Consider the following 13,141-nt stretch of genomic DNA (forward strand, 5'->3'; position numbering starts at 1 on the left):
ATCAGGCAAGGGCTTGGGAGAGAAGGTCCAATCCGCGCAGGAAGAAGGCGAGCTGGCGGTCGGCGTCATCCGCATGGAGCGGGCACATGGAAAGGAACAGCAATGCGGTCATCACCTCGATCTCGCGCGGATCGGCTTTCTGGACCGCGATCAGCCAACGGGTCATTTCCGCGAGCCATGGCGCGTTCGGACGCAGGCCGATTTCCAGATGGAAGCCGGAGGCATCCCTCCACACGTCGAAGAGCCCATTGACGATGTAGTCGTAGTGGCCGATTGCGGAGTGGCTGAGCTTCGCGAGATCGTAGCGCCAGTCCCCGTGGATGCCGGGGCATGAGGCGCCGAAGCTGCCGCGCGGATCGATGAGGCGGACAACACCTGAAGCGACATCGAAGAGGATGTTGTTGAAGCAGAAGTCGCCGTGGAAAATGCCGAAGGCGGATTCGCGGTAGGCCGATTCGATGACCTCGCCCGCGCTGGCGAGCATGGTGCGCAATGGCGGCAGCATGCGTCCGTTGAGGGTCACGTTCTGGTTCTCCAGAGCATCGCGCAAGGAAGCATCGGACAGCGAACGGAGGTAGGTCCCGATCCGCGACACCGTCTTGTCCCAGTGGAACTGGCGGTAGGCGGCGGGACCAATCGAGGCCGGATGCGCGCGGAAGAGATCGAGCGTATCATGCAGCGAGTCGAAGCAACGCCACCAGCTCTCCTTGCTGAGGTCCCAGTAGAGGAGGTACTCGGCCAGATTCGGATAGCCATAGTACTCCATCTCGTAGGACTCCACCTCGCCTGCGTTCGCGGAGACGGAGACCAGCCGCGGAAACAGGACGCGCAGTCCGGCAGGAAGGGTTTCGAGATAAGCGGCCTCTCGGGAGAGCTTCTCCTTGTCGCTGGAGGACTTGGTGATGGTGCCGCGCCGGGTATCCACCCGCAGGCGGTTGAACGAGCGGCTGTTCACCAAGGAAGCACGGCTTCTGTAGTAGTTCGTCTCGTGGCCGCAATCGATCCAGGTGGTGGAGCGCAGTGTCAGCGGCGTGCGAGGTGCGGCAGCCTCGATGACGGAAAGCAGATCGTTCGGGCGCGCGGCCGTGGCCACGGCTTGAGCGAGGATGGTGGACGGAAGATTGAAGACCCCGGTGAATGCCAACGCATCGTCCGGCCGGGCCTCGCCTTTGGCATGGAAGGTCATCGCATCCTCGCGCCAGGCGATGGCGGACCATTCGGAAGTGCTGTGCGCGGGTAGCACGCCACCCTGGACCTCACCGGATGCGGGGATCTCGACCGGAATGGTGGTGACCAGATTCACGATCACTTCTCCAACAGCGGACACTTTCTCCAACGCCTGCCGCAGCGTGTCCACCACGCCGGGTCCGGGCTGCACGCCATGCAGCGTGAAGCCGTGCTTGCGGGGTGAGAGTTCGCGCCGCACTTCATCGGTGAAGCGCTCATCCACGAACAGGTGGAGGTCATGGCCGCGACCGTAGGCATCCATCACATACGCGGCCAGCGGACGCGTGTTCAGCGGGATGAGCGCGGGGCACGCGCAACCGGCCTTCAGGAAAGGCAGCTTGCGGGAGATGTCCCCCCCGGCGATGACAAGAACGGTGGCCATGATGGCTGCGTCGCGATCGACGCGTGATGGAGCTCAACGCCCCGCAATCCGCTTCAACTTCTTCGGCACCTTGCCGAGGCCGAACCACAATTTTGCAACCATCCCGTAACGCCGGATGGCGCGCATCTCGCGGAACTGCTGGATCTTCTGGCCGATGCCATCCTTCCCTGCGGTGTAATTCGCGTGATAGATCCGGATGTTGTCCGGCGCGGGCCAGCCGTGGGTGCGGGCGTAGTATTCGAGAGGCAGCGTGCCCCAGGAAACTTTCGCGCCCTCGCGGAGCATGTCATTGACCACCGCCTGCTCGTTCTTGCCAGGATCGGCGGCGAGGCGTGCGCCCACTTCGCGGAAGAAATCCGCCATCGCGGGCGAGGCACGGCAGACGATGAAGCCGGTGTTCACCTCCGTGGTCTTCGGGCCTTCAGCTTGGAAGAGCACTTCCTTGCCGGAGGCTTCGTAGATGGCTTTGAGATCAGCCGCAGTGCTTTCGAGGTAGATGATGTCCACATCGCTCCACAGGATCACCTGGCCGTCGTTCTCCTCCATGCTGCGGACGATCAAATCGATCTTCCGGCGGATGCATTCCATGAACTCCTTGCTGTAGAAGTCCCCCGCGCCCTTGAGATCGAGAAGCGTTGACCGGACCTCGAAGTCGGAAGGCAGCGAGGGCTGGAAGTAGCCCGAGAACAGGATCTCGTGCGCCGGAGTGAAGCAGCAGAAGACTTTCATCGGCGGCGGTGTGGAATGATCGCCCGAAGCACTTTCGCTCCGGGCGATCGGAAGATTTGAAGAACGGGACAGAAATGTCCCTACTCCTTGATTAGAGAATCATCCCTGCAGCGACCGTTTCGTTGGTGCCGGGATCGATGAGGATGAACGAGCCGGTGTGGCGGTTGCGGCGATAGGAATCGTGCAGCAGCGGCACCGCGGTGCGCAAGGTGATGCGGCCGATGTCGTTCATGTTGAAACCTTCGACATCCTCGACCTTGTGAAGGGTGTTGATGTCCACGTGATACTTGATCTCCTGGACGATCGCCTTGGTCTCGCGGGTGGTGTGGCGCAGGACCAGCTTCGCGCGCGGTGGCATCGGCTTGTTCGAGAACCAGCAGATCATCGCCTCGATGTCCTGGGAGGCTTCGGGCGGATTGTTGGTCTTCACCAGCATGTCGCCGCGGGAAATGTCGATCTCATCGCGGAGGGTGAGGCAGACCGACTGCGGCGCGAAGGCCTCGCTGATCTCGCCTTCCGGCGTGTGGATGGCTTTGACGTGGGTCTTGAAGCCGGAGGGCAGCACGGTGACTTCGTCGCCGGGTTTGAAGACACCACCCGCCACACGACCGGCGTAACCACGGAAGTCGTGCCACTCGTCGCTCATCGGGCGGATCACCCACTGCACCGGGAAGCGCGCGTCGACGTGGTTCTCCTCACCGCCGATGTAGACGTGCTCGAGATGATAGAGCATCGAGGGGCCTTTGTACCACGGCATCTTGTCCGACTTGTCGACGACGTTGTCGCCGTTGAGCGCGGAGATCGGGATGGTGGTGATATCGATGATGTTGTCCAGACGCGAGGCGAAGGACGCATAGTCCGACACGATCTGGTTGTAGACCTCTTCCGAGTAGTCCACGAGGTCCATCTTGTTGACGGCCACGATGACGTGCTGGATGCGAAGCAAGTTCGCGATGAAGCTGTGGCGCTTCGTCTGCTCGATCACACCCTTGCGCGCGTCCACCAGGATGATGGCGAGGTTCGCGGTGGAGGCACCGGTCACCATGTTGCGGGTGTACTGGATGTGTCCCGGCGTGTCCGCGATGATGAACTTGCGCTTCGGCGTGGCGAAGTAGCGGTAGGCCACGTCGATGGTGATCCCCTGTTCGCGCTCGGCCTTGAGGCCGTCGGTCAGAAGGGCGAGGTTGACGTGCTCGTCACCGCGGCGGCGCGAGGATTCCTCAACCGCTTCGAGCTGGTCCTCGAAGATCGACTTGGAATCGTAAAGGAGGCGGCCGATGAGGGTGGATTTGCCGTCGTCAACGGAGCCGGCGGTGGTGAAACGCAATAAATCCATGAGAGTCTAATGTCTGAAAGTCGAAGGTCTGAAAGTCGGAAGAGCTCAGCGGCGGAGGTGCTTGGCCAGGGATTCGATTCCCCTGCTGAGTTGCTCACTGAAGGATCGGATGGAGGAAGCCGTGTCGGTAGAAAGATAGCGCCTGTCTTCGGCCAGATAGAGCATGCTGCGGACTTCACCGTTCGATCCTTTTGCCAGATCGAGGAACCGGGCGAAATCCGCGTCGGTTCTGCGTTCGAAGCCCTCTGCGATATTGTTCATGACAGAAACACCAGCGCGTTGGATTTGATCCCGAAAGCCGAAGTCCCGCGCGGCAACCGAATCCGGACCGAATGCATCGTAGATCTGATTGGCGAGCACTCGCGCGTCCTGCCAGATTCTGAGGTCTTCAAATCGTTGTGCCGTCATATCAGGTGTTTGCTTCTGACTTTTAGACCTTCGACTTTAAGACCTTCAGACCTCTTCAGAAGTATCCTTCCTTCTTCCGGTCTTCCATGGAGGTTTCGGAACGCTTGTCGTCGGCGCGGTTGCCGCGCTCGGTCTGGCGGGCGGCGGCAACTTCGTCGATGATCTGGTCGAGCGTCACGGCATCGGACTCGATCGCGCCGGTGATGGTGGCGTCACCCATCGTGCGGAAGCGGATCTGCTTGTGCTCGACGGTCTCGCCTTCGCGCGGCTGGACGAATTCGGAGATCGCGAGGATCGCACCGTTGCGGACAAGCGTGTCACGCGAGTGGGCGAAGTAGAGCGAAGGCAGCGGGATATTCTCGCGCTTGATATACATCCAGATGTCCATCTCGGTGAAGTTGGACAGCGGGAAGACGCGGAAGTGCTCGCCGGAGTTCTTGCGGCCGTTGAAGAGGTTCCAGAGCTCGGGGCGCTGGTTCTTCGGGTCCCACTGGCCGAAGTCATCGCGGTGGGAAAAGAAGCGCTCCTTGGCGCGGGCCTTCTCCTCGTCGCGGCGGCCGCCGCCGAGGCAGGCATCGAACTGGTGGTGCTCGATGGTGTCGAGCAGGGTCACCGTCTGGAGGGCATTGCGGGAAGCGTTCGGGCCCTTTTCCTCGACCACGCGGCCGGTGTCGATGGACTCCTGCACGGAGCCGACGACCAGACGCGCACCGATCATCTCCACGAACTCATCGCGGTAAACCATCGTCTCCGGGAAATTGTGGCCGGTATCGATGTGGACCAGCGGGAACGGCATGCGGGCCGGCCAGAACGCCTTGCGGGCGAGCCAGGCCATCACGATCGAGTCCTTGCCGCCGGAGAAAAGAAGCGCCGGATTCTGGAACTGCGCCGCGGTTTCGCGGAGCACGAAAATCGCCTCGGCTTCGATCTGGTCGAGGTGGGAAAGTTGGTAGTTGGGCACGGGAAGAGAGGACTTCGGTGGATGGGAGCCTGGACTCAACGACCGGACTCATGCGCTGAAAGCGCCGCGCGGAGGTAATGAGACGGCAGCGGCACCGCAAGCAATAATTACCAAATTTACCATTTCACTCAGGAATAGCCGGAGAAATCCGGCCCCGGACGGCGTCCAAAAGGGCGGCGGCGACCTCCGCCACCGTGGTGCTTTCAGTATCAAGGAGAAGGTCCGGCTTCTCCGGGACCTCGAAGGAGCTGTCCCGGCCGGTGAAATTCGGAATCTCACCCTTGGCGGCCTTCGCGTAGAGACCTTTCACATCGCGCTGGGCGCAGGCTTCGAAACTCGCCTGGACATAAACCTCGAAGAAATCCTCCCCGACGATACCGCGGGCCAGGCCCCGAAGGGCAGCACGGGGGGTGATAACGGACACGAAGGTGATGATCCCGTTCGCGGCGAAAACCTTGGCGGTTTCCGAGACGCGGCGGACGTTTTCGAGCCGGTCCTCATCGGAGAAGCCGAGGTTCGCGTTCAGCCCGGAGCGGAGGTTGTCGCCATCGAGGATGACGGTGAAGCGGCCTTCCTCATGCAGCGCGCGCTCGGCGGCGTTCGCGATGGTGGACTTCCCGGAGCCGGAGAGGCCGTACATCCAGATCACGAGTCCGCGCTGGCCGAGCAGGGTTTCCTTGTCCTGGCGGTTGAGGAAGCGGTGGAACTCGGTGTGGATGTTGGTGGCGGCCATGTGGGAAAGTGAAGAGGGCGGCGGAGAGGTCAACTGCGGCAAAACGGTTCGACCGCACGGTAATCGGGAAGGGCGTTCACCGCCGCATCGCGGTGGGTGGAGTTGCTGAACAGCACCACCGCATAGCCACCATGGCCGCCGCCGCAGTACTTCGCGGCGAGGGCTCCGGCGGGCAGGTCGAGCGCGTCCATGCCTTCGCCGAGTTGGGCGCGGTAGGAAGCGCGCACGGATTCCGCGAGCAGGGCGAGATCGCCGAGCTTTACCGCCGCCCGGGCGATGGCACCGGCGCGAGCAATGGCTTCGAAGTCACGGTCGAGCGCGGCGATGCCAGGCGTGTCATGCGGCTTGCCGGTCCAGAGGAGCGCCATGCAGCCATTCAGAAATTCGCCGCGGGTCTTGAGCTCCAACACCGGTCGTGGACCGGATTGCCAGATGCACAACCCTGTCTCACGGATCACCGCCGGGTCCTGCCAGCCGACACCGAGATCGATCTCCGATTGGCATCCATCGTGACCATTGAGCAAGGCCCATGCGCCGCTGCCACCAAGACCCGCGTTTTTTTCGTAGGGCCATGAACGCAGCGACACCAGCGGTGAGATCGCCATGTTGACGATCCAGGTACCAGGCTGGGCGTAACGCGGGACATCGAGCCAGCCACCGGCGAAATCAACACGCAGGGGAGCTTCCTCCGGTGCGCGCATCAGGCGGGCAATCGACGAGGAACTGACATCGCCATTCCCGGCCGCAGACTTGCCGAGCACCACCAGACGGCAACCGGTTTCATCACAAAGCCGCGATTTCGAGGAGTGATAAGGATCTCCTTCATTGATGACCAGCACCTGCGGTTGGACGCGGCGGAAGTGCTGTTCGAAATCGAGTCCGAGTTCACCGCCCTCTCCCAACACCACTTCATCCACCATCCGCAGCGAGCCGATCAGCTCCTGCTTGTGATCGTCCGGAATGGAGGGCTTTCGCTGCTTGTGCCGCCACAGCGATTCCGCGGACGCCACCGACACGGTGAGGTGATCACCATGGGCACGCGCATCTTCGAAGAAGCGCAGATGCCCCGCGTGGAGAACATCGAAACAACCGCTGACAAATACCTTCACCATCGGGGTGTCAGTCCATCGGGTAAGCCTTCACGCCGCTCAACTGCGCGAGCACTCCGGCAAGGAAGCGCGGATTGTTCCGCAGGTAGCGTTTCCAAAGCCGCTTCGGATCCATGAACAGGCGGAACAGCCATTCGAAGCCGCTGCCACGGATCCACTTCGGAGCTTCCTTCACGAGGCCCGCCTGGAAATCGAAAGCCGCACCGACGCCGAAGAACAACAGTCCCTGGTCATCGGAGCGCAGGGCCTCGGCATGACGTTCGAGGAAGCCCGCCATGAAGCGTTCCTGCTTCGGCGTGCTGAGTCCCACCCAAAAGTAATGGGGCTTGCTGGCGCGGATCGCCGCGACCAATTCGAGCTCTTCCTCATTCGTCAGCGGACGGAACGGTGGTGTGATCGTGCCCGCGATGCGGAGCTTAGGATGCCGTTCCTTGAGCACGGAGGACAAGCGTTCCACCACACCATCTCCCCCACCCCACAGAAAATGGCGGCGGTCTTTTTCAAGTCCGCGCTCCAGCAAGGCGGGCATGAACTCCGGACCGCAGACCTGCTCCATGTCCGGACTGCCTTGCAGGCGGCCCATCCACACCATCGGGATGCCGTCCGGGATCGAGAGATAGCTGCGGTTGTGGATGCGCTTGAGCGCCGGATCTTCCTGCGACTCGATCACGCCATGAACACCGGTGACGGTGACGTAGCCGAGCACGCCGGGAGTGTCCGCCGCGTTCTCGACCTCGTTCAAGGCCGAGCCCATGGTGACATCACTGATGCCGACACCGAGGACATTCGCGCGGGGAATGGTAGAGGAGGACAACATGCCGCGATTCAGAAATTGAGGGATGGCAGGCGGATGCGCAGTGGCACCGCGTCCGCAACGGGAGTCTCCGAAACAATCATCAGATAACCGCCGCCACAGCCGGAGAAACAGGAACCGAGCGAGCCCTTCGCGAGTCGCTCGCGGATCGGCAGCAGATCATCCGGCACCGTCGCGGGCAGAAGCGCTCTCCAGCTTTCGAGCGTTTCATCGAGTGCCTTCCCAAGACCGGCCGCATCGCGTGCGAGGATCGAGTCCCATGCCAGATGTCCCGCATCGGCGAGACGACGCGCAAAGGCCGGGTCGAGATGCTTTTCCACCAGGGGGTCGTAGCCTTCACCACGCTCACCAACCGGCACCAGATGCAACACGGACTGCAACCATTCCACGATGGCAGGATCGGTGCAGCGCTCGATGTGTTCCGGCCAATAGCCGCCCGCGTAGTCAAGGCGATTGATGCCCGGCAGCACGAATCCCAGCGCGTCCTGCGAGCCGGAGACGTATTGCGTGCCCGGAGGATTCTCAAACGCAAACAGCACCTTGGCCTGATGCTCCAGACGCGTGTCCGGCATGCGCTGGCCCCAAAGGATCTCCGCACTCCTGCGGCTGCTGGTCGCCATGCCCGCGCGATCCATGAACGCGATGGTCGGTTCCAACTGCGCCACCACCACCGGACCCGCCGCGAGTTCCGAGACCCACGGTTGATCCAGCCAACCGCCCGCGATGCAAACGCGGTAAGGTAGTGCGGTGCGGCTTTTCGAATCGGTGCTGCTGCGCGCGGGAAAGTTCTCCGCCGGGATGCGGTCGAGCACGTGATACTCGATGCCTTTCTCGCGGCAGAGCGCCTCCTTGTCCGGCGTGTGACCGTCGTGATTCACCACAAACACATCCGGGCGGATGACATCGATGTCCGGTGCGAAGTCGAGCATGCCCCAGCCGGCGGAAACGCGTGCTTCATGAACACAAGCGAGCTTGCTCAGCAGATACACGCGCTCGTCCTGTGAGAACAGCGGCGGGCGGCCCTTGAGGTTCTCGACATTCGCATCCGAACCCACCCGCACATGCAGCCGCCCGAACTTCGCCGCCTCTTCCAGGAACGCGATATGCCCCGCGTGGAGCAGATCGTAGCAGCCGGAGACGAGGACGGTTTTCATGATTCGGAAAGAGTCTGAAAGTCCAAAGGCCGAAGGTCGGAGCCAGTCCGGCTGGTGCCGGGTCTTCTTTCTCTTACGACTTTAAGACTTTCGACCTTCAGACCTGCGACTCTTATTGAACGACAGCTTCGCCGCGCTTGCGCTTCTCGTGCTGCTCCTTGATCCACCAGTAGGTCTTCTCCAGGCCGGTCTTCAGGTCGATGCCCGGCTCCCAGCCGAGGACTTCCTTGATGAGAGTGTTGTCGGAGTTGCGGCCACGCACACCCTGCGGCGCATCGAGCTTGTACTTCCGCTTCATCTTCACACCGGCGATGCCTTCGATGATGTCGAGGGTCTGGTTGATGGAAACCAGTTCGCTGCGACCGAGGTTGAGCGGATCCGAGTAGGAAGAGGCCATCAGCCTATCGATGCCGGTGATGCAGTCGTCGATGAACATGAACGAGCGGGTCTGCTCGCCATCCCCCCAGATCTCGACTTCCATCGTGCCGTTGTCGATCGCCTCGATCACCTTGCGGCAGAGCGCGGCGGGAGCCTTCTCGCGACCACCATCCCAGGTGCCCTTCGGGCCATAGACGTTGTGGAAGCGGAACACACGGACGTTCATGCCGTAGTCCTGCTCGAAGTGCTTGCACAGGCGCTCGGAGAAAAGCTTCTCCCAGCCGTAGCCGTCTTCCGGCATCGCCGGATAGGCGTCGGATTCCTTCAGTGCCACCACTTCGGCGTCTTCCTGGCGATAGTCCGGATAGGCGCAGGCGGAGGAGGAGTAGAAGTAAGCCTTCGCACCCTGGTCCTTCGCAGCCATCAGCAGGTGGGTGCTGAGCAACACGCTGAGCATGCACAGGGCCTTGTTCTTCGTGATGAAGCCCATGCCACCCATGTTGCAGGCGAGGTTGTAGACTTCGTCACAACCTTCCGCGGCGCGGTAACAGTTGGCCTTCTCTTCCAAGTCCATCACCAGGTTCTCGGCCTGCGGATGGAGCTGGTACCATTTGTCGAGCGGCTTGATGTCAGCCACCACAACCTGGTGGCCGCGCTCGATGAGGACGCGGGCGAGTTCGCCGCCGATGAAGCCGCCGCCGCCGGCGACGAGGATGCGTTTGCTAGTGCTCATGTGGGTGGGGGTAGTTTGAGAGTTTGGAAATGAAATCAACGGGTGGCCGCGAGCTCCTTGCCCGCGGCGGTGGCCACCGCCCGTTCCTGACGGGCGAGTTCGAGATCGGCCTCGGTCATGATCTTCACCAGATCCTTGAAACGGACCCGCGGCTCCCAGCCGAGCTGGCGCTTGGCCTTGGCCGGATCACCGATGAGAAGATCCACCTCGGCGGGGCGTTCGTAACGCTGGTCGTAGTCGACGTATTGCTCCCAATCGAGACCGAGCAGACCGAAGGCCTCCTGCACGAATTCCTTCACGGAGTGGGTCTCATTGGTGGCGACCACGTAATCGTCCGGCGTGTCCTGCTGGAGCATCAGCCACATCATCTCGACGTATTCCTTGGCGTAGCCCCAGTCGCGCTTCGCATCGAGATTGCCGAGGAAAAGCTTGTCCTGCAGGCCCATCTTGATGCGGCCCGCAGCACGGGTGATCTTGCGGGTGACAAAGGTTTCGCCACGGCGCGGCGACTCGTGGTTGAAGAGGATGCCACTGCAACCGAAGAGTCCGTAGGACTCGCGGTAGTTCACCGTGAGCCAGTGCGAATAGACCTTCGCACAGGCATACGGCGAGCGCGGCCACAGCGGAGTCGTCTCCGTCTGCGGCACTTCCTGCACCTTGCCGTACATCTCGGAGGATGAGGCCTGGTAGAAGCGGACCTTTTCGATCAGGCCGGTCTGGCGGATCGCCTCCAACAGACGCTGCGTGCCGAGGCCGGTGACATCACCGGTGTATTCCGGAGCATCGAACGAAACGCGCACGTGGGACTGCGCCGCGAGGTTGTAAACTTCGTCCGGGCGGATTTCGCAAAGCAGCTTCGCAAGGTTGGTGCCGTCCGCGAGGTCACCGTAGTGCAGGAACAGGCGTTTGTCGCTGCGATGGGGATCCTGATAAATGTGATCGATGCGGTCGGTGTTAAAGGTGGACGCACGGCGGATGATGCCGTGGACTTCGTAGCCTTTTTCCAAAAGGAACTCCGCGAGGTAGGAGCCGTCCTGACCGGTGATGCCGGTGATGAGCGCGCGTTTCATGGGGATGGGTGCAATGGCAATGGTGGTCAGAGACGCGCGGCCGCGGTGCCGAGCGTGGAGAGGAAGTCCTGATAGGCGGCGGCGAGGCCTTCGCGCAGGGCGATGGTCGGCTGCCAGCCGGTGGCGCGGATCTTCGAAATATCGAGCAGCTTGCGCGGCGTGCCGTCCGGCTTGGTGGGATCGGTGAGGATCTCGCCGGTAAAGCCACTGGTTTCCGCAACCAGCGTGGCGAGTTCGAGAATGGTGATGTCCTCGCCGGTGCCGACGTTCACCCAGTCCGGCGGATTGTCCTGCTCCAGCAGATGCAGGCAGGCGGCAGCGAGATCATCGACGTGCAGGAACTCGCGGCGCGGCGTGCCGGTGCCCCAGATGGTGACGGAGGCATCGCCGCGTTCCTTAGCTTCATGGAAGCGGCGCAGCAGCGCGGGGATCACGTGGGAATTCTCGGCATGGTAGTTGTCGCCCGGACCGTAGAGGTTCGTCGGCATCGCGCTGTGATACAGCAGGCCGTGTTGCGCGCGGTAGTGCTGGCAGAGCTTCAGGCCCGCGATCTTGGCAATGGCGTAGGCTTCGTTGGTCGGTTCGAGCGGCGAGGTCAGCAGGCAGTCCTCGGTCATCGGCTGTGGAGCCTGCTTCGGATAGATGCAGGAGCTGCCGAGGAAAAGCACGCGCGGCACACCGGCACGGCGGCTGCCCTCGATAAGATTCATCTCGATCCCAAGGTTCTCGTAGATGAAATCCGCCGGATAGGTCGCATTGGCATGGATACCGCCGACCTTGGCCGCGGCGATCACCACCACGTCCGGCTTCTTGTCCGACAGCCAATCGAAGACCGCACGCTGGTCGAGCAGGTCCAGCTCGGCACGCGTGGCGGTGAGCACCTCGTAACCGTCCGCAGATCGCACCAGTGCGGAGCCAACCATGCCGCGATCACCGGCGATGAAGAGTTTTGGTTTCATTCCAATCAAGGAGCCTCGCAGGCTTCCACCAGAACCGTGCGCATGGCGTCGAGGTGGGCGGAGAGCGTCAGACGTTGTTCGTAGATGTCGCGTCCTCTTGCTCCCATGCGGTTCCGCAGGTCCGGGTTTGCGGCGAGTTCAACGAGGCGATCCGCGAGGGCATCCGTGTCATGTGGCTGGACCAGGAAGCCGGAGCCGCCCTCCTCCACAATCGAAGGAGCACCGCGCCAGGCATATGCGGCCACCGGCAATCCACAGGCCATCGCTTCGATCAGCACGAGAGGGAAATTTTCCGCACGATAGTAAGACGGAAATCCGAACACATCCGCACCGGCAAAGGCCTGCCACTTGTCATCGCCATAGGCCGGAGCGGGAGGATCGATGGTGAGATTCGCAGGGAGGTCCGCGACGAGCGCTTCGAATTTCGCGCGGGTGCCTTCATCCGGCCATTTGCCGACCAGTCTCAAGCGCACCGAACGGTCGATGCGTGCCGCAGCGGACTTGCAAGCGGTGACCAGATCGAGCACGCCCTTGTCTTCATAAAGATTGCCGACGAACAGGACCTGGAAGGCATCGCCCTCGCGGTTCTCAGCGGGCAGAGGAGAAACATCGAGACCGTTGGCGATTTCGAACTCGCGTTCCGCGCCGAAGTCTTTTCCCGGCACCGCCGCGTGTTTCGAAAGGCAGACCGCCCAGGCACCACGGCCGTAGATCCAGCGCCCGAGGAAGCTTTTCAGCGGGCTGGCGTTGAGGAATTCAGGAAGACCGCCGGAGTGGTAGTGCAGCACCGTGCGGCGGAACAGCGGACGACAGAGACCGAGGAAGATCACATCGCGGACGAAGGGCACCATCGCCGCGCTACCAGGAGTGTAGTAGAGAACACGGGCACCGGATTTGAACCGGAGGCGGAAGCCGCGGGCGACGATGGAGATCAGACCGAGGCCTTTTTTCAGCGAAGCCTTGCCGACTTCGCCGAGCTCATTGCTGGAGCGGATCTCGAGGAGAGCCTTCTCAAGCGGCGCGAGATCCGCATCGAACAGCGCGCGGGTGGCGAGCGATTGGCCGTGGACGGGTGGGGGCACCACACCGGCCATCAGGATCTTGTGGCATGCCGCCATCGCTGGGAATACCGGCACGCCGGCGGGAAA

General features: G+C 62.1%; 13 protein-coding genes. All 13 read right to left on the reverse strand.

Annotation, left to right across the window (positions count from 1 at the left end; all coding sequences use genetic code 11):
* Window position 1: 1 nt before the first annotated feature.
* Window positions 2-1,609, reverse strand: coding sequence for a phosphotransferase (locus tag KBB96_RS15350; RefSeq protein WP_211630358.1), 1,608 nt, complete (start codon window positions 1,607-1,609; stop codon window positions 2-4).
* Between the two features lie 33 nt (window positions 1,610-1,642).
* Window positions 1,643-2,338: a putative nucleotide-diphospho-sugar transferase gene (locus KBB96_RS15355; RefSeq protein ID WP_211630360.1), complete on the reverse strand. Its 696-nt coding sequence runs from the start codon at window positions 2,336-2,338 to the stop codon at window positions 1,643-1,645.
* 91 nt (window positions 2,339-2,429) lie between these two features.
* The gene (gene cysN / locus KBB96_RS15360) at window positions 2,430-3,674 is read right to left on the reverse strand and encodes a sulfate adenylyltransferase subunit CysN (RefSeq protein WP_211630362.1); all 1,245 of its coding nucleotides are present in this window, start codon (window positions 3,672-3,674) and stop codon (window positions 2,430-2,432) included.
* Between the two features lie 45 nt (window positions 3,675-3,719).
* Entirely contained in the window at window positions 3,720-4,082 is a 363-nt protein-coding gene (locus KBB96_RS15365) for a four helix bundle protein (protein WP_211630363.1), read from the reverse strand.
* Window positions 4,083-4,137: 55 nt separating this feature from the next.
* The gene (gene cysD / locus KBB96_RS15370; protein ID WP_211630364.1) at window positions 4,138-5,043 is read right to left on the reverse strand and encodes a sulfate adenylyltransferase subunit CysD; all 906 of its coding nucleotides are present in this window, start codon (window positions 5,041-5,043) and stop codon (window positions 4,138-4,140) included.
* A 124-nt stretch (window positions 5,044-5,167) separates the two neighbouring features.
* Window positions 5,168-5,776: an adenylyl-sulfate kinase gene (cysC, locus tag KBB96_RS15375; RefSeq protein ID WP_211630365.1), complete on the reverse strand. Its 609-nt coding sequence runs from the start codon at window positions 5,774-5,776 to the stop codon at window positions 5,168-5,170.
* Between the two features lie 29 nt (window positions 5,777-5,805).
* On the reverse strand, window positions 5,806-6,888 hold the full coding sequence (locus tag KBB96_RS15380) for an adenylyltransferase/cytidyltransferase family protein (RefSeq protein WP_211630366.1): 1,083 nt from the start codon (window positions 6,886-6,888) through the stop codon (window positions 5,806-5,808).
* Window positions 6,889-6,895: 7 nt separating this feature from the next.
* Window positions 6,896-7,702, reverse strand: coding sequence for a WecB/TagA/CpsF family glycosyltransferase (locus KBB96_RS15385; protein WP_211630367.1), 807 nt, complete (start codon window positions 7,700-7,702; stop codon window positions 6,896-6,898).
* Between the two features lie 8 nt (window positions 7,703-7,710).
* Window positions 7,711-8,853, reverse strand: a complete 1,143-nt coding sequence (locus KBB96_RS15390) for an FAD synthase family protein (protein ID WP_211630368.1) — start codon at window positions 8,851-8,853, stop codon at window positions 7,711-7,713.
* Between the two features lie 112 nt (window positions 8,854-8,965).
* The gene (locus KBB96_RS15395) at window positions 8,966-9,964 is read right to left on the reverse strand and encodes an NAD-dependent epimerase/dehydratase family protein (RefSeq protein ID WP_211630370.1); all 999 of its coding nucleotides are present in this window, start codon (window positions 9,962-9,964) and stop codon (window positions 8,966-8,968) included.
* A gap of 35 nt (window positions 9,965-9,999) precedes the next feature.
* On the reverse strand, window positions 10,000-11,034 hold the full coding sequence (gene gmd, locus KBB96_RS15400; protein ID WP_211630371.1) for a GDP-mannose 4,6-dehydratase: 1,035 nt from the start codon (window positions 11,032-11,034) through the stop codon (window positions 10,000-10,002).
* Window positions 11,035-11,060: 26 nt separating this feature from the next.
* The gene (locus KBB96_RS15405; protein WP_211630373.1) at window positions 11,061-11,993 is read right to left on the reverse strand and encodes a GDP-L-fucose synthase family protein; all 933 of its coding nucleotides are present in this window, start codon (window positions 11,991-11,993) and stop codon (window positions 11,061-11,063) included.
* Window positions 11,994-11,998: 5 nt separating this feature from the next.
* Complete coding sequence (locus tag KBB96_RS15410; protein WP_211630375.1) at window positions 11,999-13,129, reverse strand: glycosyltransferase family 4 protein; 1,131 nt, start codon at window positions 13,127-13,129, stop codon at window positions 11,999-12,001.
* Window positions 13,130-13,141: the final 12 nt, after the last annotated feature.

The sequence above is a fragment of the Luteolibacter ambystomatis genome (assembly GCF_018137965.1).
Taxonomy (GTDB): Bacteria; Verrucomicrobiota; Verrucomicrobiia; order Verrucomicrobiales; family Akkermansiaceae; genus Luteolibacter; species Luteolibacter ambystomatis.